The sequence below is a fragment of the Streptococcus respiraculi genome (genome assembly GCF_003595525.1).
In the GTDB taxonomy this organism is placed as follows: Bacteria; Bacillota; Bacilli; order Lactobacillales; family Streptococcaceae; genus Streptococcus; species Streptococcus respiraculi.
The window spans coordinates 986,414-1,011,722 of sequence record NZ_CP022680.1 but is presented as its reverse complement, the minus strand read 5'-3'; the positions used below and the strand labels follow the sequence as shown (position 1 = coordinate 1,011,722).

The window sequence follows — 25,309 nt, the reverse complement described above, 5'->3', positions numbered from 1 at the left end:
ATATCTCCTTATCCTAACATACTAATCCTTTTCAAAGACACGCGCAATCCGCTCACAGGCTTCTTGAACCGTCTCAAAAGGTGTTGCCGCATTAAAACGAGCATGACAAGTCCCCTCTCCTCCAAAGGTCATACCGTCATTTAAAACGACACGCGCTTCGTTGCGCAATTTTTCATGGATTTCCTCATGGCTCAGTCCGTAAGCTGAAAAATCCAGCCAGACGAGATAGGTGCCTTCAGGCTTCATCACATCAATCTTGGTATGTGAGCCAAGATAGTCTACAATATAGTCGATATTCTGCTCTAAGACTGCTTTCAGCTCCTCCAACCAGGGCTTACCGTACGAAAAGGCAGCTTCAGTAGCTAATAGACCAACCGTTGAAACTTCATGGTGATTATTAGCCAACTGTCGTCTAGCAAAGCGCTTCTTCAGATTTTTATTTTCAATAATGGCAAAACTATTCTTCGTCCCTGCAATATTAAAAGTTTTTGTAGCTGACGACAATATAATGGTGAAATTCTTAAAATCTGGCTGCAAGGTATTAAAACTATGGTGCTTGTGACCAAACAAGGTCAAGTCCTGATGAATCTCATCTGATACCAAGAGGACACCGTGCTTTTGGCACAAGCGGCCAACCGCTTCCAACTCATCCCTGCTCCAGACACGACCACCAGGATTGTGGGGACTGCAAAGAATGTACAATTTTACATCCTGCTCGACCAAGTCCTTTTCCAACTGCTTGAGGTCCAGCTCAAAACGACCATTTTTCTTGACAAGAGAATTGGTGACCAATTTGCGCTGATTGAGCTTGACCGTACGAGCAAAAGGAGGATAGACTGGCGTATTGATCAGCACCGCATCTCCTTCATTTGTCAAGGCTTGAACCGCAATCGAAATCGCAGGCACGACACCTTCAATCAAGACAATATCTTCTCGAGTAATAGCATAGCCATGCTCAAATTTTTCCCAGTCAACGATACTCTGGTAGAGCGCATCACTGGCATAGGTGTAGCCAAAGATATAGTCATTCGCATAGCGCTTGATTGCTTCCCGTATCTCTTCAAACGGGATAAAGTCCATGTCCGCTACCCACATCTGGAGCAAATCAGGCTCACGTTCACTCGTCTTCCATTTTTCAGAATGTTGCGCTAAGCGATTAGGCCGTGTTGTAAAATCAAAGTGTCCCATACTAGCCCTCCAATGCCTGTCTCAAGTCTGCAATCAAGTCGTCTACATCCTCGATTCCAATCGATAAGCGTAGCAAATCATCTGTCAAACCATAGGAATGACGAACGTCCGCAGGAATATCCGCATGCGTTTGCGTCGCAGGATAGGTAATCAAGCTCTCCACACCACCAAGACTTTCCGCAAACGTAAAGACTTTGAGGTGGTTTAAAATTCTTGGTATTTTCTTCTCATCAGCCACCTTAACTGACACCATACCACCTTTTCCAGTGTAGTAAACTTCTCGCACCGCACTTGATTGGCGTAAAAAATCCACCACTTTCTGAGCATTTTTTGTGGAGCGTTCCATACGTAGAGCAAGAGTTTTCAAGCCCCGCATCAATAAGTAAGCATCAAAAGGAGACAAGGTTGGTCCTGTCGTATTTTGGTCATAAAAGAGTTTGTCGTACAAGTCCCTGTCATTGGTCATCAAGACACCCGCTAGGACATCGTTATGCCCTGATAGATACTTAGTAGCAGAATGGAGTACCACATCCGCTCCCAAAGGGAGGGGATTTTGATAAATAGGACTGTAAAAGGTGTTATCTACGATGACCTTAGCATCATAAGTATGAGCGACTTCTGCTACTCTTGCAATATCAAACTCCACCATTAAAGGATTGGTCGGCGTTTCGATAAAAACATAGTCTGTTTCAGTCGTAATCTGAGCGAGCAATTCTGCTTCTGAATTGGCATAGGTAAAATGAAAACGTCCCTGTTCTTCCTGCTCATTGAACCAACGAAAACTACCGCCGTATAAATCACGCGCAGCAACAATTCGACTACCAACTGGAAAGCCACTAAAGAGCAAGACCAAGGCTGCCATTCCAGAACTGGTCACCAAGGCGTAGTCCGCCTTTTCAATCGCAGCCAAGGTCGCCTCCAGATTCAAACGGGTCGGATTCTTGGTCCGTGTATAATCAAAACCTGTCGATTGACCAAACTCTGGGTGCTGATAGGTCGTGGATAGATGAATCGGCGACACCAAGGCCCCTGTTTTTTCATCTGCATTAATCCCAGCGTGTGCTAATAAGGTATCAACTTTATAATCTGCCATACAATCCTCCTTTATGAGACTTATAGTTATTTTAGCATTTATTGTCAGAATTTTCATGAAAATATACAAAAATTCCATAGTCTTTTATTAAAACAAGATATAGTTTTTCACTATACCCTATTCTTTTGTTTTAGAACCTGTATCCATAAGCGAAGTAATTCTAACCGGGAGCTTATTTTACAATAATCAAGGCGCTTTTTTGAAGGAATACTGACTGTATTTCGAAAAAAAGCAACGATGGGTAGCGTAAAATAAGACCTGAATAGTGCTGCTGAGCTGTGAATACAGGTTCTTACTTGTCAATCTCTGCCAATCAGTTTACAATAGAAGTATGATTAGATTAGACACTGTATTAACCATTTTAAAAAATGACCATAATTTCCGTGAGATGATAGATAACGGAATTTACAGCTACAACTGGTCAGACGAAGAAGTCTTTGACCAGATTAGCTATGACAGCCGCAAGGTCGACAGCAAGACCCTCTTTTTCGTCAAGGGAGCCAATTTCAAAACTGAGTTTCTCATGACTGCCATTGCAGCTGGACTACGCTTTTATATCGCTGAAAAAGACTACGAAGTCGGCATTCCAGCAATCATCGTAACAGACATCAAGCAAGCTATGAGTCTGATTGCCATGGAATTTTACGGTCACCCACAGGACAAATTAAAACTGCTTGCTTTCACAGGCACTAAAGGAAAGACCACTGCTGCCTACTTTGCCTACACCATTCTAGAACAGAGCCACAAGCCAGCCATGCTATCCACCATGAACACCACGCTGGACGGACGAACCTTTTTCAAGTCTACACTGACCACACCTGAAAGTATCGACCTCTTTGCTATGATGGCAGAAGCCGTTTCAAATGGTCGCACTCACTTGATTATGGAGGTGTCTAGTCAAGCCTATCTGGTCAAGCGAGTCTACGGCCTCACCTTTGATGTCGGCGTTTTTCTCAACATCAGCCCTGATCATATCGGTCCGATTGAACACCCTAGCTTTGAAGATTACTTTTACCATAAGCGGCTGTTAATGGAAAATAGCAGAGCAGTTATCCTAAATAGCGGAATGGACCATTTTGAAGTTATAAAAGACCAAGTGTCAACTACTCCGCATGATATCTACGGCCCACATTCTAACAACTGCATCATCCATTCCCAAGCCTTTCACTTTGAAGCAGGTGGCATTCTTGCAGGCGACTACGATATTCAGTTGATTGGCCACTTCAACCAAGAAAATGCCCTTGCAGCAGGCCTTGCCTGCTTGCGTCTGGGAGCAAGCCCCGCAGATATTCAAGCAGGAATTGCTGCAACCAGTGTCCCTGGTCGCATGGAGGTTCTCACCCAAAAAAATGGAGCTAAGGTCTTTGTCGACTATGCCCACAACGGCGATAGCGTCGGCAAGCTCATTGATGTTGTCCTCACACATCAGACAGGGAAAACCATTCTCGTACTTGGTGCAACAGGTAATAAAGGAGAAAGCCGCCGCAAGGATTTCGGACTTCTGCTGAACCGCTATCCCGACGTCTATGTGATTCTGACTGCAGACGATCCAAATCGTGAAGATCCTGCGGCTATTGCAAAAGAAATCCAGTCCTACATGAAAGGACCAAGCCAGATTATCGTAGACCGCGAAACAGCTATTCAAGCAGCCCTTTCCATGACCAAGTCCGCACATGATGCTGTCATCATTGCAGGAAAAGGCGCAGACCAATACCAGATTATCAACGACACAAAAGTTCCCTATGCAGGTGACTTGACCATTGCCAAACGCTACTTATAGTGCATTGAATAAAGGTTAGGACATCGTTAACTCACCTTGTTCTATTCCTTCATAAGCCACAAAGGACGTCAAGAGCAAAGCATACCCCTAGGCACCCATATCTGTAAAACGAGCAAGCTCGTAACAGCTACGGTAAGATAGGAGAATGACGATGTGTTCGATGAACACAAGGCAATCTATCCCTAAAGGGAGCCTCTGTTGTAACCAGCTAAAGCTGGAACATCTGCGTCCCTTTTTTACACTGCTTTTAGTCCGTGCTCAGTTCTCAATCCTCTATATAATAAACAAAAAGACTGGGAAACCAGCCTTTTTCATATACTTTCTAATCTAAATACCGCTTTAAGATTTCCTTTTCCGCACTCGTTAATGTCCGATAGCTACCTGCTGGCACATCATCTTCTAAGACAAAGTCGCCAAAGGCAATCCGCTTGAGATAGGTCACCTTTACCCCGTAAGCCAGAAACATCTTCTTGACCTGATGGAATTTCCCTTCTGAAATCCGAATTCTTGCTCGACTGAGGCTTTCTTCTGCTGATACAATCTCTAAAAACGCAGGCTGGCAGACAGTCCCGTCTAAGAACTGGACTCCCTCACGAAAAAAACTCACCGCTTCGTCAGCAAGCAGACCATTGACCTCCACATAGTAGACCTTTTCCACATGATACTTGGGGTGTAGCATCCGAAATCCTAGAGGACCATTATTGGTAATGAGCAAGAGCCCTTCTGTATCCCTATCGAGACGACCAATCGGATAAAGCCCTGAACGCCTATCATCTTCTGCAATGAGGTCAATCACCGTCTGATGTTTGTCATCCGATACTGCTGATACCACACCTACGGGCTTATTGAGCAGATAGTAGACAGGGGCTTCAAGTATCACCTGTTTGCCACAGACTTCAATCACCTGTAAACCAGGATCCACAATCTGACGACCAGACCTTGCAAGTCTCCCGTCCACCGTCACTTGCTGGCTCTTCAAGAATTTCTTCACCTGATTCCGCGAGCCTACACTCGCCTTTTCCAAACACTTATCTAATCGCATAGAGCTATTGTAACACAAAGACTAACTATCCACATCAATAGTTAGTCTTTTTTGATTGTAATTATTTGAATGCGAGCTAAAATCTCGGAAAATAGACGCGCCTCCCTTGAAATACGATTTCTGCGGCTGTCCCCCTAATTTTCTGTCGATTTTTTTACGCTCTTATATCATAATTTTTGTCCCGCAGCCTCATCTACAATCACATAAACATTTGTATGATTTTGTAAGACACTTGCTGGCACATCTTCCGTCACCGGACCATTGACCATACCATAGACAGCATCTGCTTTTTCTTCACCATAAGCCATAAGCACCAAGGTCTTTGATGCCATGATAGAGGCAATTCCCATCGAAATCGCTTGTGTTGGCACATCTTCTTCCTTTTCAAAGAAACGACTATTCGCTTCAATAGTAGACGGTGTTAAATCAACCACACGTGTCAAACCGTCGAACGGTGAACCAGGTTCATTGAAACCGATATGACCGTTGCGCCCAATTCCTAAGATTTGGAAATCAACGGGATTCTCAGCTAAGAGAGTATTGTAGCGCTCCACTTCTGCGTCCAAATCCTCAGCCAAACCATTTGGCAAATAGGATACCTTAAACGGTTTCTTATCAAACAAATGCTCACTCATGAAGTAGATATAAGACTGATCACTTTCACTGCCAAGACCCACATACTCGTCTAAATTAACCGATACGAGGTCTGAAAAATCAAGATCACTTGCAACGACTTGCTTATAAAATTCAATAGGAGTCGAACCTGTCGCAAGTCCTAAAACTTTAGCCCCTGCTTTCAACTCTTCTTTTAGTAATTCAAAAGCAGCAAGACCGCCTTCGATTTGATCTTTAACACGAATAACTTTCATGTGGATCTCCTTTTCTTTTTCGTTTTTTTGGTATAGACCATTTTGTCTTTATTATATTGTATAGACCAATTTTTGTCAAGACCTGACTGCCGATTTGTGGTATAATTAGTGGAAATACCCTCAGAGGAGCGAGATTGTATGACCCTTCTATTATTTATCCTATTTATCGTTGGAATTCTCTTCGATGTCCTAGCCTACTTGATTAAGGAGAGAACCTGGTTCTGGATTCCATTATTTGTATTTGGAAGCGTACTCGTTGTCCTTCCTCTACTCGTATTAATTTATTTCTTAACTCTACCATCAATGAACTAAGGAGACCTATGAATACTGCTGATTTCGATTTTCACTTACCCGAACACCTGATTGCCCAAGTACCGCTCGAACAGCGTGACGCTTCCCGACTCTTAATCCTCGACCGTGAGAAACAAACTCTGGCGGATGAGCATTTTGACCACATTATCGATGAATTAGAAGCTGGCGATGCCCTTGTGATGAACAACACCCGCGTTCTACCAGCCCGTCTCTACGGGGAAAAACCTGATACCGGTGGACACGTGGAATTGCTCCTTCTCAAAAATACTCAGGGTGACCAGTGGGAAGTTCTTGCCAAACCAGCCAAGCGCCTCAAAGTCGGAAGTCAGATTTCCTTTGGGGATGGTCGCTTAACCGCAACCATTATCCAAGAATTGGATCACGGTGGTCGTATCGTTGAATTTGCCTACGATGGTATTTTCCTTGAGGTCTTGGAAAGCCTTGGAGAAATGCCACTCCCGCCTTATATTCACGAAAAACTCGATGACCGCGAACGCTATCAGACCGTTTATGCTAAGGAAAATGGCTCAGCTGCTGCACCGACAGCAGGGCTCCATTTCACCCAAGAATTGCTGAAAAAAATTGAAGCAAAAGGAGTTAAACTGGTCTACCTGACTCTACATGTCGGCTTGGGCACCTTCCGCCCCGTTTCTGTTGACAATCTAGATGAGCATGAAATGCACTCAGAATTTTATAGCCTATCAAAAGAGGCTGCCAGTACCCTGCGGGAAGTCAGAGCATCTGGTCACCGCATCATCGCAGTCGGCACCACTTCTATCCGCACCTTGGAAACGATTGGCAATAAATTTAATGGAGAGATTCAGGCTGATTCCGGCTGGACCAATATCTTCATCAAACCAGGCTACCAATTTAAGCTAGTTGATGCCTTTTCAACCAACTTCCACTTACCAAAATCAACCTTGGTCATGCTGGTATCTGCTTTTGCAGGACGCGAATTTGTCCTTGAAGCCTACCAACATGCGATTGAAAATGAGTACCGCTTCTTTAGTTTTGGTGATGCCATGTTCATCAAATAGCTAATAACCTCCCTCGCAAGCCTGCAAGGGAGGTTCATTTTATCTTCAAAGACAATTAATCATACTGCCTTAAACATTCTGATAGCAAAGCCAAGCCCTTTTTCAGGGTCACAGTCTGTGTACAGTAGCCTAAACGCGCATAGCCTGGACGGTCAAAGCGATTGCCCGGTACCAGCAAGACTCCTTTTTCCTCTAATAAGCGTAGGCAAAACGTCTCTGTCTCTTCGGGAATATCCAATTTGATAAAGGACACAGGAACCGCACTTGGCTCAATCAAGGACACCCGTGGCTCGTGTTCCACCCAATCTTTGACTACACTCAGATTTTCAGCAACGATTGCCCGATTTCGCTCCAAAACTACTTCCTTATGTTGCAAGACATAGGTCGCAAGAGCATCATCTATCACTCCAGCACAAATCATGGTGTAATCGCGGTATTTCCGAAAGAGATTGGACAGCTCATCATTTGCCACAATCCAGCCAACTCGCACACCAGCAATCGAATAGGTCTTTGACATGCTATTGACCGAAATACCTTTTTCGTACAAATCCACTATAGCCGGCACATCAAAATGATCATCTAGAGGCTTATACACTTCATCGGATAAAATATAAGCGCCAACTTCTCTCGCAATCGCCACTAGCTCTTTCAAGAAAGGTCGCTCCATCACCGCACCTGTTGGATTATTAGCATTGTTAATGCAAATAATCTTGGTATCAGGACGAATCATGGCTCGCAATTCATCCAAGGATGGCAACCATGAATCCTCCTCATGAATCTGCCAAAGTGAGACTTCTGCACCCAAAGAGCGCGGAATATCGTACAGCTGCTGATAGCTAGGGTAGAGGGAGATAACATGGTCCCCTTTTTCAATCAAGGCATAGAGCGCCAAATGATTAGCCCCCGTTGCTCCATTGGTCTGGAGAATTTGACTGACTTCTACATTCTGATAGAGTTTTCGTACCTCTTCCTTAAAAGCAGGCGAACCCTCAATCCAGCCATAATTCATCTTCTTGTCCCACAAATCCTCTAAAAAGGCTGACTGAGAAATCCCTCCCAAGGCTAGAATCTCCCCCAAAATCAGCGAATCAATTGAGCTCCCTGCAATATCATAGACCGCCTTCGTTTCCCATTCGTTCAACCACTCTTCCACACCAAACGCTGCAATTTCCATAGCATTCTCCTATCAGACCTATCTTTGTCTCTCTAGTGTATCATATTTATTCATTAAAGTGGATAAAAAAACAGTCCAGTGGACTGTTTTTCTCGAGCTTGTAAATAAGAAAGCGAGGACTGACCACTGGACTGTTTTTCTCGAGCTTGTAAATAAGAAAGCGAGGATTGGCCACTGGACTGTTTTTCTCGAGCTTGTAAACAAGAAAGCGAGGATTGCCCACTGGACTGTTTTTCACTTGCTATTCTTATTTAGCTGCTTGGTATAATTCGTTTACTTTGTTCCAATTGATGATTTCAAAGAATGCTTTGATGTAGTTTGGACGAACATTGCGGTAGTTTAAGTAGTAGGCATGTTCCCACACATCGAGCGCCAAGATTGGTGTCAAACCATTCATGATTGGCGTATCTTGGTTAGCAGTTGAGACGATTTCAAGCTTGCCTTCTTTATTCACTACCAAGAAAGCCCATCCTGAGCCAAAACGAGTGGTTGCTGCTGTTGTAAAGGCTGCTTGGAAATCATCAAATGAACCAAATGTAGTAGCAATCTCTGCTGCCAATTCAGCTGGAACTTCTGTTTTTTCTGGTGACAATAATTCCCAAAAAAGAGCATGGTTCAAATGGCCACCACCATTGTTAATCAAGGCTTGACGAATATCTGCTGGGATGTTTTCCACATTTGACAGCAATGATACCAAGTCTTCACCAATTTCAGGGTGTTTTTCAAGGGCTGCATTTGCATTCGCAACATAGGTTGCATGGTGCTTATCATGATGCAATGTCATTGTTTCTGCATCAATATGCGGTTCAAGAGCGTCATAAGCGTATGGTAAATCTGGTAAAATAATTGCCATATTCGGCCTCCTTTAATCTTCTATACTACTCATTTTACCGCAATTTGAGAGCCTTTTCAATTTTTTTGTCTGAAATTATGCACTAGCAATCTTCAGGAGAGCAATGTCAAAAAGATAATCCTTGTCAAACTGTCCCCGCTTAATCTGATAATCTGTCTCGATCAGAACCAGCACAACTTTTTTAAGAAAAGAAAGCGACAACCTACGAGAATCCCGTAAAGCAAACTTGACTTGAAAAGGATTGATTTTCCGTCCCATAATATCTGACAATTCAGCAACCATTTGTTGCTCACTCAATCCTTCCTTATACAAGAGTTGCACCTGTAAAAATAGTCGAAATTGGTTGAGCAAAATCGCAATCAACTTAATCTCGTCTTCTCCCTGCAAACGCAAGTCGCGTACGAGGCTTCTAGCCTGATCAATCTTGCCCTGTAAGAGAAGTTGGCTCATATCAAAAAGATTATCCTGTAAGGTCTTAGGAATAGCCTGCTCAATATCTTCAAGCCCAATCTGACGATCCCCCTTATAGGACTGCAAAAAAAACAGATTTTTATGGATTTCAGCAAAATCAAAATTCGACTTAACCAAGAGATGATCCATGGCCATGTTGTCTATATTTAGCCCCATTTTCGCAATTTCTTGCTTGAAAAATTGTCGCAATTCTGCTTCTTTGAGGCTATTTGCTTCTAACACCAGTCCGTCCCGCTTCAAGAGCTTAACCAGACGGCGCTTGCTATCTAATTTCCCACCTGCAATAACAATCAGCCTCGTCGTTTCAACAGGTTGATTCAGATAATCCTCAAATTTCTTTAGCTCTTCATCGCTCAAATACCGTTTTTTATCGGTCGTTATATCGGCAAAATAATCCAAAATAACAATTTTTTCATCCGAGAAAAAGGGTAGGGAAACCAAATCAAGCTCCACTTGGGCATAATCAGACTCGGACATATCAAAATAAGCATAGGTCAAGTCACTGCTATCAAAACCAATTTGTTTGAGAAGTCTTTCCTTGGCTAGTTGAAACTGTCCAACATCCTCACCAGCTAGCACTGTAAGCGGCCCCAAGTTCTCCTTCTTTACTTTCTGAATTTCATCAATAATGGTCATAATTTCCTCACAATTCTTCACTATCATTATAACAAAAAAACTGTCACACGACAGTTTTTCAATGAGAAATCCATTCATTAGAGATTCTTTAGTTTCATCTCTGCTTCCATTTTTAAGCGCTGCACTTTCATCGTTGCGGTCCGTGGAATATCCTCATAGGCCATTAAAATAGGCTCTTTGAGTAGGGGAAGATCCACCACCTGATGCCACCACGCATCCCAATCCATCACTGCACCTTCTGCAAGAGCAATAATCGGTTGCGGAGCGCCATTTGTATCACGAATAATGACAACCTCTGATAAAAAGTCCAACTGATCCAACAAGAAATCTTCCAAGGCGAGATTGCTATCAATTGATTCGATCACATCCACCTGACGGTCTTTCAAGAGTAAAGTGCCCTCCTCAGTCATACAACCATAGTCACCGCTATCCCACCAGTCTCCGTAGACATTTTCTTGGAAACGAGCATCTTCTTTATAATAGGTTACTGCACGCCCACGGGATAGGAGTTGAATATGACCATTTTGACCAGTTGATAAAGGATGACCATGCTCATCCGTAATCCTCGCTTCTGTATAACCAGAAAGCCCTACCCCCATATCTCGACCACTTGTGCTACCAAGAGTTTCCAAGCGATGATAGCGCAGAATCATTGGCCCGCATTCACTCTGACCATAGACCTGCATAAAGACAGGGGCATTTTCCTTAGAAGCCTCTAAAAAAACTCGTAAAGTCCCGATATTAATAGCATCGAAAGTCGAATGATAGTAACGGATGCTTGAAAAAACAGATGGATTATTCTTAGCAAGCAGCGCCCATTGCACAAAATTATTCGGGTGCGTTTCAAGCGCCATGGGTTGATAGCGTTTCAAGGTCTCTGCGACATCTTGAGTCCTAGCAGACGATAAGGGAAGTAAGGGAAAACCAAGCCCAATGGCAGACGAAACCCCAATATTGTAGCGTGAGTGAACAGGAGAAATATGAAAAGCTAACACATTACGCTCTGTCATCTTTTCAAAGATTGTCTGCTGCCAAGCCACGCGCCAACCCATGGTCTGCGCCGTGTGGCAGATAAGTTTGGGAATCCCTGTCGTTCCAGAGGTGTGAGTCATATACTGAATCACATCTTCAGGAAGTAGATTTTCAGCAACAGGATGAGCAGGAAAAGTCAACAAATCCGAAACTGCAAGAGTCGTCACCAGATCCTTGCGTTTCATCGCTGCAACTCGTTCTGCCGTTTCCTCATCAAAGACAATAAAGGCGCGCTCCAAGCGTTCGGCAAAGACATCCATGGTACTTGCTGGCAAGTGATAAGACGGCATTACTGGAACCGCTCCCAAGGCTGTCGCAGCAACCGCTAATAAATAGGTATCAAAAGCAGGACTTTTATAAAACATGACTTTGTCTCCATAAGCAACTCCTGCTTCCGCTAGCTGATAAGCCCTCTGTTGAATAGCAGCAAAAACCTGAGTGTAGGTATTTTCAAATCCCAATTCAGGAAAAGACGGATAAACCTTGTCAAAGACAATAGCAACTTCTGGAAACCGCTCTGCTGCTTCCTTGAACTGACGGTATAAATTTAATGGTTGATAGGAGATCATCTTACATTCCTAACCTTTCTAAGTTTGTGAAAAACCAAACATAACTTCTACCATTATACCACTTCGAAAACTCTTCCACAAATGAGAATAGCATATCCCTTTCCACCGATTTCACCGTCTCAATCTGCCACATCTTCCAGCCTCGGAAACGAATAGCACCTTGTTCATCCGTCCGAAATACCTGCATCTGCCGCTCTTGAAATCGTTGAAGAGCTTCCTGATGCGGATGCTGGTAACGATTGTGTTTTCCCGCTGAAATCAGGGCTATCCTTGGAGAAATAGCATCCAAAAATTCTGGATAAGAAGAGCCTCTTGAACCATGATGTCCTGCCTTTAAAACATCAACAGACAAGCGAGGATATCGCTTAATCAACTCCAATTCACCGTCTTCCAAATCCCCTGTAAATAGAAAACGGGTCTGCAATAGCTCACCGTATAACACCACCGAGTCATTATTGCCACCATTCCCCTTTTGATAAGGATAGAGCACACGTAAAAAGCCGTCGCATATCGGAATAGCGTCTCCTACTTTTACTAGGTGAGGCGGTGTCTTTATTGTCTGTAACATCTTTATCAGCTCTTTGCTAGTTGTGCTCCCCTCAGAAATGTAGATACTGCCAATATCCATTTCTCTAGCCATCTCCATTAAATCCCCCATATGGTCCGCATGTGCATGAGTCAAGACCAAATAATCAATCTTACTCACACCACGACTATGAAGATAGGGAATCAAGGTTCGCTCCGCATTCACCTGACTAGATTGTTCTTGCCAAGGCTCTTTTGATCCAACACTCACTTTGCCACCCACATCAATCAGCACCGTCCGCCCTCGCATATCTCGCAAAAAGATGCTATCTCCCTGACCAACATCCACTACTGTCACCTCGTTTTCCAAAGGGTGTTTGGTGATAAAAAATAGCAGAGCAGCTAGGCTAAGGAGGGCTATGCAGCATTTAGGATTCTGATACAGATCGTACACTAAGAGCAAAACGCCCAACAAGACCAAGAGGCAAACAGCTGTTGGCTTGCCAAAAATCCATGGTTTCAAGCCCAGACCTGCTACCCACTGAATAGAGGATTCTAGCCAGACAAAAAGAAAATTGACCGGCGTGATTTTGACGAGTGGAGAAAGAAGAAAGATAAGACTTAACCCCGGTAACAAGACCATATCAAAAAGAAAGGAAAAGAGGAAGGTCAAGAGAATCGACAAGGGTTGAAAACTATAAAAATAGTAAATTAAGAGGGGGAAAATCCCGAGTGAAATCGCTACACTTTCTACAACTACCCGTTTATACGATACAAAATCTTCGAAATCAAAAACAGTCAGTAAAAAGGCATAGGAAAAGCTCAACACACCATCTGCTGTTAATAAAAAATGAGGCATGAGTAGAAAAGAAATCATCATCGTACAAGCTATATTATCCAGCTTAGTGATGCCCATATTAGCAAAGATCTTTTGTACGAGAGAACGAGTGACTGAGACGGAAAAACCTGTCAAACCCGCATAAATAAAAGAAAAGGGAACTTGGAGCCAATCGACAACTTCCTTTCGAATCCCAAGGCGCAAGAAAAGAGAACGGAACTTATCTACAAAAAAACCGACCTGCATCCCCGAAAGCGCAAATAAATGGATAATCCCTAAGCTAGAGTAAAGGTCGCTCATCTGGTCAAATTCCTTGTCCAAGTCACCAAACAAGAGTCCTGTCATATAATGCCGCATCGGACTTGGAAAATGCTCCTTGATGTAGACCAAAGCCTTGCGTCGAACGAGAAAAAGCCAGTCCAAAGGATTCCAAGCTACCCGCTTTTCTATCTTCTCAATCTTGCTAATCTTGATCGTCTTATAAATCCCATGAGTTCTCAAATAATCCCGATAATCAAAGCCATTGAAATTCCGTTGTCCCTCTGGCTCAGACACCGTTGCTTCCACCTCCAATCTGGCTAGACTGGATAAACTTTTAAAATAACGCTGCTCTTCTTGACTTTTCAATTGGTAAAAAACAGTGTACAGATGCCCTGATGATGTCGCCCGAAAAGAAAGACTATCACCATTGACTTGAATGCTGTCTGGCTTAACAGTCAACGAACTGACCTCCGTCGGAGTAGCAGACTCGTCCAGAGTAGACTTTACACATTGGAAGCCAAAGAAAAGGAAAAAGCAAGCTAAAATCGGTAAAATTTGATAGCAAACTTTTTTCCCTTGACGAACCCAGAGCAGAATCAATAAGCCCACCAAAATCAGACCTGATAAGACAGATAGGCGGTACATGACAAAATAGAGGGCTAGTAGTAAAACGATTAGATGAATAGGAGCAAGAGGAAGCTTTTTAATCAACTGTGACATAGGAACGAATATTCTCCAAACTCTTGCCACCAATTCCAGGTACATTCTTCAAATCATCAACCGATTGAAAACGGCCATTACTCTCACGGTAGGCAATAATATCTGCCGCACGCTTGGCACCGATACCTGAAATGGTTTGCAATTCCGCTTCGGTAGCCGTATTGAGATTGACAAGACCTGTCGTTGCTCCCTTGTCTCCGCTTACTTGGACTGGATTGGCAGCAGGCACAACCGAGACCGCTTCCTCCTTGGTCGCGACATAAACAACGCCCTCATCGTTCACTTTCTGTGCCAGATTAACTGACTTAGAATCCGCAGCATCTGTCAAACCTCCCGCTGCTTCTACCGCATCCTGGACACGACTTCCTGCTGATAGATGATAAATGCCTGGCTTCTTGACAGCACCCTTGACATCCACTACTAGCTTCTCAGTTGGCTGCGAATCCGTTGGTGTCTCTACCACCTGCTCGCTACTAGTTGAAAAGTCTGTCAGACTAATCGCTTCTTCTGTCTGCCCCTTTTGTCCCACTAAAAAGACGGTCACAAGAATAACACCAAGCCCTACTCCTGCCACAATAAACCACTTATAATCACGCAAAACTTGTATCCACTTTTCAAGCATATTCTGACCTCCACCTTATCTATTCGCAAAACCTATCAAAAAAACTCGCCCAAAACGAGTTTTTTAGAACATAGAATTTTTTATATAAATAAAGATTAATCATCTCCATAGATTCCTTTAACCAAGGCTATAATAAAAATAACTATAATTCCTATCAGAATTACAGCCCATACCAGTCCTAATAAAGGAGCAACAAATTGCCAAAGTGCGTATATCATATTTTTCTCCTAATTTTTCGTACAAGAAAAGCACCTAGATTGTCCTAAGTGCTTGATTAGTAAATTGGGCGACCTTCTTTATAAGCTACTTTAGCTTCTGCTAAAGTCATTTTATTAGGTCCCCCGTCAATATTTGTTTCACCAGTATTCTGCCATTTGCATGTGTCGCAAATGTCATAAACTGCTGTGAGCGTGCCACAAACAGGGCAGTGGACATACTCGTAGTCGTCAATCATCACCAAATTCTCTTTTCCAATCTGACTCATAGTAACTCACCCCCTCCTTTGGTTTCAACATGGTTGTTAGTCGAATTCGTTTATTATCTCCCAGCGCAAATATATTATTGGCAACATCATAGCGAACTCTTCGATATTCGGTATCATAGCCTAGAATGTTTTTGTTGGTAGGACTACCTAACAACCTAGCAGCCTCTTCTCTGTATCTTTCTTTTGAAACATTCGGAAACTCTGTGCTATGTTTTTCAAAATGTCCGTTAAATGACTTCTCGCTAGGAAATTCTGCTTTCAACCATTTTTTATAGTCGCGAACGTTTTGTTTTAACCGCTCATATTCGTTAAGATTATTATACTTCAAATCAATAAATTTTTCTAGTGATTTGGGAACATTTTCAACCCCAAGAATGCCTTTATAACGCTCGTATTGCTCGCTTACTCTGTTGAGTTTCCAAACATCCAGATTATCAACTTTATAGCGTGGCTTCACATACTTCTCATACCACTCATCGTAGTTCATATCTGCTGGAACGAGTACGCTCTTCCCTGTTTTAGGGTCAATCGCTCTGCGTTTCATTTCGTTTAGCCATTCTTCATCGTCTGCTGCAACAGTCGTTGACCTACACCACGGATGGAGTGGCGGATAGTTCTTGCCTACCTTTCGCTCAGACACCTTAAAGACTTTTCCATCCAGAGGGCGACAAAAGCTAGAAGTCCGCAAGTCCAGCGTTGCTACAAAGCGATATTTCTCAACATCCGCCTCTTCATAGGCTCGTGCTTCCATTTCATTATGGAGATGCGCACTCTCTGTACGAATCAGTCTCCGTGCATTGTTCTTGCCTTTCTTGTTCGACCTCCACATCATAGCCATTAACCTAAGCAGACATATAGATATCAATCATGTTTATCCTTTCCCTCTCATTTTCTTAATCGGGATATAGGCTCATCAATTAGAAGAAATGAAAGATAAAAAATAATAAGATTAGAAGTATTTTCCAAAAATTTGTGGCAGAAATAGTAAAAACCCTTGACACACAAGGGTTTTTACTTCATTATTTTTATGCTAGTTGCCGGGATTGAACCGGCGACCTCATCCTTACCATGGATGCGCTCTACCGACTGAGCTAAACCAGCAATACTGTAACAGTATACCAAGAAACCAAGCATTTGTCAAACGTTCTCGTAAATTTATTTTTATCTTTTTGTTACCTTACAATAGATGTGAGACCTGAGTACAAAAAAGAAGAAACCTGATATGATAAAAGTAACCACACTTCTCATAAAGGAATCTTCTCATGACTAGTATACCACAAAACCTTCGTTATTTGCCACACACGCTCGACACACGTTACCACGCGGTGAAAACGTATCGTGGTGGGGCTTCTGTCGCATTCATCTGCAGGCGGTATAAGGTCTCAAAAGCCTCTCTCATGCGCTGGAATAAGCGATTTGACGGAACCAAGGACTCTCTCAAAGATAAGTCCCACAGACCACACAAAACTCACCCCAAAGCTCATACTGAGCAAGAAATCAGGTGGATTAAAAACTGTATCCGCAGAAATCCAAATGCAACCCTCATCGAGATTTTCTACAAGCTAAGAGCCAACAAGGGATACGACAGACACCCTTGCTCTCTCTTTCGGGTCTTGAGAAAAATGGGATTCTTCAAGGCGGCTGAAACCAAGAAAGAGGCCTATGTTCCTAAACCCTATGATACACCCACGAAATTAGGAATCAAGTGGCAAATGGACGTGAAGTACGTCCCTAAGCACTGTTACACTGGCACGATGCCTGAAAAATTTTACCAGTACACTGTCATTGACGAAGCAAGCAGAGAGCGATTTATCTATCCCTTCAAGGAACAGTCCTCTTACTCCACTGTCCAGTTTGTCAAAATGGCCATTAAACACTTTCGCTACAAGCCACAAATTATTCAGACCGACAATGGATTTGAGTTTACTCACTTCAAGGAAACCAAGCAGATTCACCCCTTGGATGTGCTTTGTAAAGAGCTGGGCATGGTGCACAAGCTCATTCGACCGCGAACACCTAGACACAACGGCAAAGTGGAACGCAGCCACAGAAACGATAACAGACGCTTTTACCAACACTTGCGATTCTACTCCTACGATGACCTCATCAGGCAGATGAAACGATACCTCTACACCTCTAACAGACTCCCCATGCAGAGCCTAGGTTGGAAATCCCCTATTGAAACAAGAAAATTTCTCCAAGGAGCTAGCTCCTTGGAGATAGAATAGCATATCATGGTTTCTAAAAATTAAAGTTTGGTCTCACATCATTGACAAAGGTACATCTCGTAAATTTATTTTTATCTTTTGAAAACCATCAAAGTTTCCTGAAAGAGTGCAAAAAAGGGCTAAACAATCCACTTTTCTTAGCTTACTGGAGGAAGCCTTATTCTTTTGTTGATTATCATTCTAAAACGGTTGATCTAGCTCCTGCTTGCCACTCTTCTCATATTCCTGTTTTTTCTTTGACAGGCGCTGTTCAATCTGTTTGAATTTCTGACTCATCATTTCTCCTTTTCTTCCGTCTTGCCAATAACTGCTTTTGCGGTTTCGCCTACAGATAACTCGGATCCATCTGAGAGGATGATCGGCTCTATGTTGTTCACAAGAAATTTCTCTTCTGTCTCACTATAGTTCAAACGAAGAGTCGCATTGCCTTCCTCGTTGTAGGACTTCCCGTTCCGATTGTCCTTTTCTTCTAAAATCGTTTGAGAATAGCGGATTTGTGCAATCACTTCCTTATTCTCGCTATCGATATAGATAGTGGCGTTTTGATAGATACGATCCACCACATAGCCTTTGTAGGTCTTCTGAAGCGGCGTATCCTCGTCAGAAACGGTTGCGTTGTACAAACCTTCTGTCATAAAAGGTTTGTAGCGCTTGCGATTTTCTCCCAAGTCTTTTCTGGTGTAGTAAGCAATCAAGAAGTCCTCGACTTCTTGTCGCTTCAACTCATGAGCTTTTTCCTCCTTCTTTTTAACCGTTTGGCTTGTTGGAGCTTCCTTTTTAGTCATTTTTGATTGGACAGAAGCTGTTCCATAGCCCAGTGTGAAGATGAAAACTACCAAAAGTATGGTCACTCCTATCTTCAGTCCTTTCACTAATCGTTCATTATACATCGTCTCTTCTTATTTCCTTTCTTTATTTTGGTGTCATGAAATAAATTCCTGCTTGAGGTCGCAAGACTCTCCATGCTAGCTCATAGGTTGTCCCCATCCCATTCATCTCACTCACGAGGAACGACCCGTCGTCATTGACAAACTCACAGAAAGCAACGTGACCATAGACAACGTGACTCCCCAGTACTCCTGCGCTAAATACCACCGCAGAGCCTACCTTAGGCTCCGTTGAGATTTCATAACCATGAAGCTGGCCAGAGGTTGACCAGTTCGTCGCATTTCCTAAATACGGATCAATATGCTTGCCAATTTGGTAGAAGCGGTTATACACGTACCATGTACAGTTACCTAAAGCGTAGGCATTGCCTGGGTAGCCTTGGCCTTGTGTGACCGCTTGATCACTTGGTAAACCGTAGGGGAGCTTATCCTTGTATTCTGCTGGAACCGTCTTACTTGATGTTCCTGTACTCGTGTTTGTTCCACCCCTCAAATAGGCTTCCCATTGTCTTGCGGACTGTCTTCTAGCCTCTAGTTTGTTTCCTGGGTTTCCCTCCCACTTGACGAGAAATGCGAGGGTCAGCTCATCTGTAGAAGCATCGCTCGTTAAGATATCTCGCACAACCGCTTTATGATAGGCTGTATCCCCATGAAGCATAAAATCCAGCTGTAATTCCAACTCATACCACTTCTTGTTTCTGCTCTTGGCATAATCTAATAACATGGTATGTCTGACAGAGCCATCGCCTGTATCCGTCCATTGACCAAGGCCTAATCCACGATGGATAATATTGGGATACTGGCCATTGTAAATAGTTGGTCCATTCATGGATAACCAGTTTGGATCATCCCACGAGTTACTACTAGCGCCAACTGGAGGGGATAAGTAATCTCCTTCAGCTCGCTTCGGAGTGATACTACTTTCAATGTCAAAGTTCCCCAAAATCCCAGCTAGTCCCTTGATAGATAGTTTCTTTCCTTCTTTCTGAAGTTCTTTACTCAAGTAGTTCCTAATAAAATGGATTTTCTTTGCCTGGTCACTATCGACATTGATGGATTTGAGATAGGTCTCTTCTAAATACTTGACCGATTTGAAATAGAAGCCTGGGTTGACATAGAACCAGTCCTCTCGTGGTTCAGGATTCCAGTTCGTAAGAGTAGACTTAGGCGTATAGCTCAATTTCTTTTGATAGGAAATGGTTTGTCCTCCTGCCCCATTGGTCTTTCCAATTTGACTGCCAGTCTCCACCTCTTGCCCATCCTTGACTCTGATTTCAGAGACTTCATAAAAAGTGAATTTGGCGTCAAGGGTCTCAATGGTGATGGTGCTGTCTTTGACCGTCACTTTTCCTGCCAAGGGAGCGTATAGGGGATGGTGACCCTTAATCTCCAGCGTTGTGGTGTCTGAGCGCTTGTCTTTTTGGACATAGCCAAATCGCTTCTTAATCGTAAGTGGTTCTTCTGCCTCTTTTTTATCATCGGGGTAAAAGGGATTTTCGAGTTCTAAGATACTCGCAAATTTGCCTATTTCCTTCGATTGCTCCATCAGCTCCTCAAATTCTTCTTGTTCGTCTTTAGAGAGACTAAACTTACTCTTCTTTTGTGTGTAGAGGTCTTTGATGGTCTTTAAAGCAGTTGGCTCACTATTCAATCCCTTCCACAAGTCCTCGACATAGGTACGACCTGCATGTTGATCCATAAAGTGGTAATTCCCATCAAGCCGTGAGTCTTCATGAATGGTGTCATAGTGAAAGTGAATGTAAAGGAGCGGGTCTTCCCAATTTGTATAGTACTCCACTGTATCAGTTGACTTCTTGCGGTCTAGTTGAGTCATATAGAGATAGGTTTCGTTCAAGTCATATTCACTCTGGATGGGAATCGCTTGGCTAAACACTCCTACAATCACTAGAAACAATAATAGGACTCCTCCGCCCGCAAATAGAGTCCTTTTCCCCACACTAGTGGATAGAACACTCTTAACAGAGCTCATCCATGTCCTTCGAGCATATTGGGAATATTTCTGTGCTTTCTTTTGTTTCGAGGGAGAGATAGGACTTTTCTTTGGAATTTTATTTGTTCTACTAGAGGTTGATAAAGAGTGTGATTTGGCGATAGTAGCCAGCGTTGATTTGACATAAGTCAGACTAGTTTGGACGCGACGTAACCCCTCTCTTCTTTCTTCTATCTGTCGCTTCAGCTCTACAATCTCTTGTAAATCATCATTCTGAGCTAATAGGTCGTCTGTCATGCGACTAGATTCCAATCTCAATCGTTGCCCCAACGCTGAACGAAACAACCCTGTTTTTTTAGTCGGAGAAGGCTTCTTTACTTCATCCTTTGGCTCTACATTATTTTTTGCTGTTTCTTTCTTAGAGGAAGCCTTAGAAGAGGGTGGCTTTAACTTAGGATAGGGAGATATTTGCTTTGTATTTTTCTTCCGAAGTCGCTCTACTGCTCTCTTTACATCATCTACCGATACCTTTTTCAGAAGAGAAGCTTTCGTAGTTGTCCCCATCCTCTTCCAGTTACGATGAGATAAAGAGGTCTTTTTGCGCTCTGATGACGGACTAGTGAGTTGAGATTTAGCTATTTCAAGTTCAATCGTTTTTTTCTCATCCATATCCTCTCCTCTCTATTCATTAGGCATCTGTCGCAATGAGACGGTATAGTTTTGACTCCTTTGAAATAGGATTTTCAAAGGGGACTACGATGTCGCCTGCCACAATCAAGCCGGTCCCCTTAGCCTTTGGTCGCTCAATATAGCGAGCTTGTTGTTCTGTTAATTTGACCACTTTCTTTACTTCCCTGAGAGCTAAGCCCTCTAATTTAAGTAATATCTTAAAGTGACTATTTCCTAATAGTTTCCGTCCTTGTGGTGAACCTGTTAGAGTTTCGGGCATCTGAGTAATACCTGTTGGGATACAACCGTATTTACGTATACGTGACCACAAATGATTGAAATAAGTAGCCTGATAGTCCTCTTCAAAGTAAAGCTGGAGCTCATCGAAGTAGAACCAAATCTTCTCTCCTTTTGCTCGTGCTTCAACAACCTGATTCCAAATGAAATCTTGAATGACCAACAAAGCAAAATGCTTGAGCTGACCTGATAAGCGCTGCAAGTTAAAGATAATAAAGCGGTTGTCTAGATTCACAGAAGTTGCCTTTGAAAAAATGTCGTAGCTTCCGAGTGTGTAAATTTCCAACTTTAAAGCTAACCGTTTGGCCTCTACTTCTTCCTGTTCTCTGAGGACTCTGTGCCATTCTTTGAGAGTCGGCTGTTCAAACCGCTTGTAGGTGAGTCGCGTCACTCGGTCGATGAGAGAAATCGTCTCATCTCTAAAATCCGATAGGAGACTAGTAAACAAAGTAACAAGAAAGTTGGATTTTGCGCCTTCAGGATCTCTGTCTTCTTCAAGGAGCTTCTCCTCATCAGGAAGATCCATGAGGTTGAAAGAGGTTTCTGTCCCTACAGAAATATCAATGATTTCAGCCCCAAACTCCCGACCAATATCCAGATACTCTGCTTCTGGATCGATGACAATCACCTTATCCCTCTTGTATTTTAAGAGGGTAGAGATGATTTCATTTTTAGCAACTACCGACTTCCCTGAACCTGTAGCTCCTACAATCACACCACTTGCAGAATAGAGATCATTCTTTCGGTCTATTGAAATGATATTGTGTGTGACTTGATTTTGACCATAATAGCGAGCATTGAGACTTTTTGAGATAAAATCGACAGATGAAAAAGGAATTTGGGTGGCAAGATTGGCAGTCGTCATGCTCCTGGGAAACACCTTCTTGATTCGGACATTCTGATGAAGATCAAGATAGTTTTTTCCGATTGGAAGAACCGTATTGAGGGCTTCTTCTTGATGATAGTAGATTTCTCCAAAACGAACTCCCACCTTGCGCCCGACTCGTTCAATCTTACTTTGATGTAAGGCTAACTCCTCATGACTACCTGCCTTAAAATGAACCAGAATCAAACCTCTAAAAATGTTTTGATCCCGCTCTTTGACTTCTTTGCGCCAGTTTCCAGCTTCCTCAAAATCATCTGAAGCTTGAGAACCTAGCACCAGTTCCGTTGGAATATAGGAGGTTGCGGCACGTTTCACAGACCGAATCTGTTCTACATTGGCCTCAGCTTGTGCCTCTTCAATATCCTCAATAATCTCTTCGGTATCATAAGCGGTCGCATGAATCGAGATGGCTAGTTCAATCCCTACAGAGGTTAATTCTTTGATTAGGTCATCTTCCATGGACTTGGGATAGTATTTGATATATAAGGTCTTTGAAACCATCTCATTGATTTTGATATCTTTTCGATCGAACTCAATCACATCTGGTGCGATTAAATCCTTACTAGTGAGACCTGAAATTCGTAAGTCATGATACGTGTAAGGTAAGGTCTCTACTCCATTTAGAATCTCTGAAAACACGGAGAGGCGCTCCATCTCTGTCAGTAGCTGAAACGACACATCAATCGACTTATAAATATTTTCAAGTGTCACGCCTACATCTTGTAACGCCAACTGGGCTTGTTTTTTCTCAATTGCATTTTGAGAAATTGTCATGTATTTCCGAATTTCAAAATTATTACTTGTAATATCAAAGCGTTCTTGGATTTGCGCATTGAGTTCAGCTCGATAGCTATCATTGCTATCATTGTTTTTTTCGTAGAGAACTTGATGCAATACATCTTCACTCACTCGTTTATTGAGAATGAGAAGCTGTAGACTAGAACCTGCATCAATCGCATTAAAAGCTTTGGCATGTGCCTCTCCAATGGTCAATTGTTGTTCATATTCAGCCGCAAGATATGAAGCCTCACCTAGACGGAAAGTGGTTGAATAGCTATCCCCCACAATATGCATGAGCCCTCCTTGAAACAGGCTCGTATAGGCTAAGGTGTTTTGAGTAGTTGGCTTAAGTTGGCGTTTCAAACGCTCTGCTCTTGCCAATTCAGATTTGGTCAGTTTCTCTGACATTTTTTGCTTGAATAAAGTCACTAGAATGATACTCCTTTCTATTCTGGTCTTCTATTTGATAAATTCTACGTTTGATCAACAGAAAAAAATGAAAACGTTCCGAAAAGGACAAGCGTTTGTCAATACTCAGCCCAATAATCATCGTCGGACACAATAGACTTGCTGCAACAACAAAAACCAACCAATCTGGGTAATCAAAGAAAAATAATAAGGTTGTCACACCAAGAGTCAAAATACCCCCGAATATCAACAATAAACCTCTTCCTGTTAATTGAAAAAGAATTGGCTTTTCTTCTTTGATAAAGTCGTCTAAAAAGATTGATCCTAATTTATTCATCTTATACCCCCAGTAATTGTCTCATTCTTCGTCCAACACTAACAATCGTAATGATATAAATACTCCCTTGGAAAATAGAAGCAAGAGCTGCTCCATACGGGATTTCTTCCACCTCTACAATAGCCGTAAAGAAGTTTGCGGGGGATAGGGCTGCATAGATGACCGAGATAATACTTAATCCCAAAGCAATGAGGACATAGGATGAAAAATATTTCAAAAAGGTAATGGCAATCGGACGAACTGTTTCATTGATCAAGCAGGCCAGTAAGACAGGCGCTAGAGCCTTTAAGAAATAGAGTTCGATATAGCGCATAAAATTCAACAATCCTACAATTCCATTCGCAATGAGCGACACGGTTCCGCCAATCAAATTTAAGATAATCTTTGCGACTCCTTTTGTGTGTCCAATATCAAATGCATAGCTATAATCTTTTATCTTGACAACCTTAGAAATCATATGGGCACCGCTATCGAAGAGCCACATCAGCCCATCTAAGATACTCGCAGAGTGTTGAATCAGCAACCAGCAGGCTAGATATTTAAAGGCAATTTCAAGCCATAGTTTTTGTGGCAGCTTCTTCCCCGTATTTCCTACTAACTCATACCATCTCATCATTTCAATGAGTAAAAAGATAGACAAGAGGATATTACTTAGAACAAGGAGCGCCTTGTTCATCGCAATAGCTGATTGATTGACAGTAGGACTGTACTCTGCAAGTGTCTTAGTGAGGTCTGAAACATTTAGTTTCATATCAGCCCTCCTTATTTAAAATTTGATTGCTCGAATCGCAGCTACAATTGCAGCTGTAATGGTCGCAGAAAAGGCAGCTAAGGCAAAACCATTGATAATCCCTTCTTGTCCTTCATCACGTTGTTCAGGTCGTTTATTCTTACGTCCTGCAAATACTTCGTACACTCCAAATAACATCCAAAAAAGGCCTGATATAGACATCAAACCTCCAATTAGTGTCACAATTTTAATTGCCATATCCATGTATCGTTTCTCCTTTTTTAATTTCTAATGTTTGTAAGGCTTCTTGTAAAGCTGTTAGTTCTTCATTTTTGAGGATAATTCCTCGACTCATTTTGCCGTTTGGACTCCATTTTCGAATATCCCAAACAGCGGACTTCTCATTGTAGGAAATGGAATTCAATTCCTTTGTCCAGCCTTTCGAATCGGTGGACAAGACCGCAACTCGATCGAAAACCTAGAATGTAAAGTGATTGGTTTCTTCTGTCATCTTGTCTTACTCCTTTACAAGCAGAAAAAAGCACAAATAACACTTCATTTGTGCCTGTGGCAGTATGCGGAGAAAAGAACTGTAAGTTGTGAGTACACTCAGAGAAATTATGGCTTACA

The 25,309-nt window shown here is 42.6% G+C and carries 22 protein-coding genes and 1 tRNA gene; 3 read left to right on the top strand and 20 right to left on the bottom strand.

Annotated features, from left to right (window positions below):
• Positions 1 to 21: 21 nt before the first annotated feature.
• Both CHF41_RS05125 and CHF41_RS05120 read right to left on the bottom strand, forming a co-directional pair.
• Positions 22 to 1,188 (bottom strand): MalY/PatB family protein, encoded by a 1,167-nt coding sequence (locus CHF41_RS05125; protein ID WP_119876281.1) that lies wholly within the window; start codon positions 1,186 to 1,188, stop codon positions 22 to 24.
• Position 1,189: 1 nt separating this feature from the next.
• A complete protein-coding gene (locus CHF41_RS05120) occupies positions 1,190 to 2,281 on the bottom strand; it encodes a cystathionine gamma-synthase (protein ID WP_119876280.1) in 1,092 nt (363 codons plus the stop codon).
• 331 nt (positions 2,282 to 2,612) lie between these two features.
• Here CHF41_RS05120 and CHF41_RS05115 point away from each other — a divergent pair, with 331 nt between their 5' ends.
• The gene (locus tag CHF41_RS05115) at positions 2,613 to 4,061 is read left to right on the top strand and encodes a UDP-N-acetylmuramoyl-L-alanyl-D-glutamate--L-lysine ligase (RefSeq protein ID WP_119876279.1); all 1,449 of its coding nucleotides are present in this window, start codon (positions 2,613 to 2,615) and stop codon (positions 4,059 to 4,061) included.
• A 322-nt stretch (positions 4,062 to 4,383) separates the two neighbouring features.
• On the opposite strand, the gene CHF41_RS05105 is transcribed toward CHF41_RS05115, so the two are convergent.
• Together CHF41_RS05105 and CHF41_RS05100 are read right to left on the bottom strand one after the other, a co-directional pair.
• Positions 4,384 to 5,103 (bottom strand): 16S rRNA pseudouridine(516) synthase, encoded by a 720-nt coding sequence (locus CHF41_RS05105; RefSeq protein ID WP_119876277.1) that lies wholly within the window; start codon positions 5,101 to 5,103, stop codon positions 4,384 to 4,386.
• Between the two features lie 167 nt (positions 5,104 to 5,270).
• Entirely contained in the window at positions 5,271 to 5,972 is a 702-nt protein-coding gene (locus CHF41_RS05100) for a glucosamine-6-phosphate deaminase (protein WP_119876276.1), read from the bottom strand.
• Positions 5,973 to 6,292: 320 nt separating this feature from the next.
• Here CHF41_RS05100 and queA point away from each other — a divergent pair, with 320 nt between their 5' ends.
• Positions 6,293 to 7,321 (top strand): tRNA preQ1(34) S-adenosylmethionine ribosyltransferase-isomerase QueA, encoded by a 1,029-nt coding sequence (gene queA, locus CHF41_RS05095; protein ID WP_119876275.1) that lies wholly within the window; start codon positions 6,293 to 6,295, stop codon positions 7,319 to 7,321.
• 55 nt (positions 7,322 to 7,376) lie between these two features.
• On the opposite strand, the gene CHF41_RS05090 is transcribed toward queA, so the two are convergent.
• The 9 genes from CHF41_RS05090 to CHF41_RS05045 all read right to left on the bottom strand — a co-directional run bounded on the left by CHF41_RS05090 (position 7,377) and on the right by CHF41_RS05045 (position 16,607).
• The gene (locus tag CHF41_RS05090; RefSeq protein ID WP_119876274.1) at positions 7,377 to 8,495 is read right to left on the bottom strand and encodes an aminotransferase; all 1,119 of its coding nucleotides are present in this window, start codon (positions 8,493 to 8,495) and stop codon (positions 7,377 to 7,379) included.
• A gap of 247 nt (positions 8,496 to 8,742) precedes the next feature.
• Positions 8,743 to 9,348: a superoxide dismutase SodA gene (gene sodA / locus CHF41_RS05080; RefSeq protein WP_119876272.1), complete on the bottom strand. Its 606-nt coding sequence runs from the start codon at positions 9,346 to 9,348 to the stop codon at positions 8,743 to 8,745.
• 75 nt (positions 9,349 to 9,423) lie between these two features.
• Positions 9,424 to 10,455 (bottom strand): DNA polymerase III subunit delta, encoded by a 1,032-nt coding sequence (holA, locus tag CHF41_RS05075; RefSeq protein WP_119877142.1) that lies wholly within the window; start codon positions 10,453 to 10,455, stop codon positions 9,424 to 9,426.
• Positions 10,456 to 10,532: 77 nt separating this feature from the next.
• Positions 10,533 to 12,056: an AMP-binding protein gene (locus CHF41_RS05070; RefSeq protein ID WP_119876271.1), complete on the bottom strand. Its 1,524-nt coding sequence runs from the start codon at positions 12,054 to 12,056 to the stop codon at positions 10,533 to 10,535.
• A 1-nt stretch (position 12,057) separates the two neighbouring features.
• A complete protein-coding gene (locus CHF41_RS05065; protein WP_119876270.1) occupies positions 12,058 to 14,400 on the bottom strand; it encodes a DNA internalization-related competence protein ComEC/Rec2 in 2,343 nt (780 codons plus the stop codon).
• Positions 14,384 to 15,022 (bottom strand): helix-hairpin-helix domain-containing protein, encoded by a 639-nt coding sequence (locus CHF41_RS05060; RefSeq protein ID WP_119876269.1) that lies wholly within the window; start codon positions 15,020 to 15,022, stop codon positions 14,384 to 14,386. The genes CHF41_RS05065 and CHF41_RS05060 overlap by 17 nt, the downstream gene beginning before the upstream one ends.
• Before the next feature lie 274 nt (positions 15,023 to 15,296).
• Positions 15,297 to 15,506 carry a CPCC family cysteine-rich protein gene (locus CHF41_RS05055; protein WP_119876268.1) on the bottom strand — a complete coding sequence of 70 codons (210 nt, stop codon included), beginning with the start codon at positions 15,504 to 15,506 and terminating at the stop codon, positions 15,297 to 15,299.
• The gene (locus tag CHF41_RS05050; RefSeq protein WP_240622970.1) at positions 15,469 to 16,338 is read right to left on the bottom strand and encodes a minor capsid protein; all 870 of its coding nucleotides are present in this window, start codon (positions 16,336 to 16,338) and stop codon (positions 15,469 to 15,471) included. Before CHF41_RS05050 ends, CHF41_RS05055 begins: the two co-directional genes overlap by 38 nt.
• Positions 16,339 to 16,534: 196 nt before the next feature.
• Positions 16,535 to 16,607: transfer RNA gene (locus CHF41_RS05045), tRNA-Thr, on the bottom strand.
• Positions 16,608 to 16,768: 161 nt separating this feature from the next.
• Here CHF41_RS05045 and CHF41_RS05040 point away from each other — a divergent pair.
• On the top strand, positions 16,769 to 17,734 hold the full coding sequence (locus CHF41_RS05040; protein ID WP_119876267.1) for a DDE-type integrase/transposase/recombinase: 966 nt from the start codon (positions 16,769 to 16,771) through the stop codon (positions 17,732 to 17,734).
• A gap of 275 nt (positions 17,735 to 18,009) precedes the next feature.
• Here the strand turns inward: CHF41_RS05040 and CHF41_RS05035 are convergent, their stop codons facing one another.
• From CHF41_RS05035 to CHF41_RS05005, 7 genes are read right to left on the bottom strand one after another with little or no spacing between them, the layout of a single operon-like run.
• Positions 18,010 to 18,624, bottom strand: coding sequence for a hypothetical protein (locus tag CHF41_RS05035; RefSeq protein WP_119876266.1), 615 nt, complete (start codon positions 18,622 to 18,624; stop codon positions 18,010 to 18,012).
• A gap of 22 nt (positions 18,625 to 18,646) precedes the next feature.
• Positions 18,647 to 21,241, bottom strand: a complete 2,595-nt coding sequence (locus CHF41_RS05030) for a phage tail tip lysozyme (protein WP_119876265.1) — start codon at positions 21,239 to 21,241, stop codon at positions 18,647 to 18,649.
• A 19-nt stretch (positions 21,242 to 21,260) separates the two neighbouring features.
• Positions 21,261 to 23,633: a VirB4-like conjugal transfer ATPase, CD1110 family gene (locus tag CHF41_RS05025; protein ID WP_119876264.1), complete on the bottom strand. Its 2,373-nt coding sequence runs from the start codon at positions 23,631 to 23,633 to the stop codon at positions 21,261 to 21,263.
• Positions 23,587 to 23,949, bottom strand: coding sequence for a PrgI family protein (locus CHF41_RS05020; protein WP_119876263.1), 363 nt, complete (start codon positions 23,947 to 23,949; stop codon positions 23,587 to 23,589). Before CHF41_RS05020 ends, CHF41_RS05025 begins: the two co-directional genes overlap by 47 nt.
• Position 23,950: 1 nt before the next feature.
• Positions 23,951 to 24,700 carry a hypothetical protein gene (locus CHF41_RS05015; protein ID WP_119876262.1) on the bottom strand — a complete coding sequence of 250 codons (750 nt, stop codon included), beginning with the start codon at positions 24,698 to 24,700 and terminating at the stop codon, positions 23,951 to 23,953.
• Between the two features lie 15 nt (positions 24,701 to 24,715).
• The gene (locus CHF41_RS05010) at positions 24,716 to 24,937 is read right to left on the bottom strand and encodes a hypothetical protein (RefSeq protein WP_228065155.1); all 222 of its coding nucleotides are present in this window, start codon (positions 24,935 to 24,937) and stop codon (positions 24,716 to 24,718) included.
• Positions 24,927 to 25,136 carry a PC4/YdbC family ssDNA-binding protein gene (locus CHF41_RS05005; RefSeq protein ID WP_240622969.1) on the bottom strand — a complete coding sequence of 70 codons (210 nt, stop codon included), beginning with the start codon at positions 25,134 to 25,136 and terminating at the stop codon, positions 24,927 to 24,929. The genes CHF41_RS05010 and CHF41_RS05005 overlap by 11 nt, the downstream gene beginning before the upstream one ends.
• Positions 25,137 to 25,309 lie beyond the last annotated feature (173 nt).

Excerpts from the sequence above, each read along its gene's own strand:
- CHF41_RS05105 (WP_119876277.1), bottom strand. The coding sequence starts at position 5,103 with ATGCGATTAGATAAGTGTTTGGAAAAGGCGAGTGTAGGCTCGCGGAAT.
- CHF41_RS05010 (WP_228065155.1), bottom strand. The coding sequence starts at position 24,937 with ATGGCAATTAAAATTGTGACACTAATTGGAGGTTTGATGTCTATATCA.
- CHF41_RS05100 (WP_119876276.1), bottom strand. The coding sequence starts at position 5,972 with ATGAAAGTTATTCGTGTTAAAGATCAAATCGAAGGCGGTCTTGCTGCT.
- sodA (WP_119876272.1), bottom strand. The coding sequence starts at position 9,348 with ATGGCAATTATTTTACCAGATTTACCATACGCTTATGACGCTCTTGAA.
- CHF41_RS05060 (WP_119876269.1), bottom strand. The coding sequence starts at position 15,022 with ATGCTTGAAAAGTGGATACAAGTTTTGCGTGATTATAAGTGGTTTATT.
- CHF41_RS05030 (WP_119876265.1), bottom strand. The coding sequence starts at position 21,241 with ATGGATGAGAAAAAAACGATTGAACTTGAAATAGCTAAATCTCAACTC.
- queA (WP_119876275.1), top strand. The coding sequence starts at position 6,293 with ATGAATACTGCTGATTTCGATTTTCACTTACCCGAACACCTGATTGCC.
- CHF41_RS05120 (WP_119876280.1), bottom strand. The coding sequence starts at position 2,281 with ATGGCAGATTATAAAGTTGATACCTTATTAGCACACGCTGGGATTAAT.
- CHF41_RS05115 (WP_119876279.1), top strand. The coding sequence starts at position 2,613 with ATGATTAGATTAGACACTGTATTAACCATTTTAAAAAATGACCATAAT.
- CHF41_RS05090 (WP_119876274.1), bottom strand. The coding sequence starts at position 8,495 with ATGGAAATTGCAGCGTTTGGTGTGGAAGAGTGGTTGAACGAATGGGAA.
- CHF41_RS05050 (WP_240622970.1), bottom strand. The coding sequence starts at position 16,338 with ATGATGTGGAGGTCGAACAAGAAAGGCAAGAACAATGCACGGAGACTG.
- holA (WP_119877142.1), bottom strand. The coding sequence starts at position 10,455 with ATGACCATTATTGATGAAATTCAGAAAGTAAAGAAGGAGAACTTGGGG.
- CHF41_RS05035 (WP_119876266.1), bottom strand. The coding sequence starts at position 18,624 with ATGTATAATGAACGATTAGTGAAAGGACTGAAGATAGGAGTGACCATA.
- CHF41_RS05020 (WP_119876263.1), bottom strand. The coding sequence starts at position 23,949 with ATGAATAAATTAGGATCAATCTTTTTAGACGACTTTATCAAAGAAGAA.
- CHF41_RS05040 (WP_119876267.1), top strand. The coding sequence starts at position 16,769 with ATGACTAGTATACCACAAAACCTTCGTTATTTGCCACACACGCTCGAC.
- CHF41_RS05015 (WP_119876262.1), bottom strand. The coding sequence starts at position 24,700 with ATGAAACTAAATGTTTCAGACCTCACTAAGACACTTGCAGAGTACAGT.
- CHF41_RS05065 (WP_119876270.1), bottom strand. The coding sequence starts at position 14,400 with ATGTCACAGTTGATTAAAAAGCTTCCTCTTGCTCCTATTCATCTAATC.
- CHF41_RS05125 (WP_119876281.1), bottom strand. The coding sequence starts at position 1,188 with ATGGGACACTTTGATTTTACAACACGGCCTAATCGCTTAGCGCAACAT.
- CHF41_RS05070 (WP_119876271.1), bottom strand. The coding sequence starts at position 12,056 with ATGATCTCCTATCAACCATTAAATTTATACCGTCAGTTCAAGGAAGCA.
- CHF41_RS05055 (WP_119876268.1), bottom strand. The coding sequence starts at position 15,506 with ATGAGTCAGATTGGAAAAGAGAATTTGGTGATGATTGACGACTACGAG.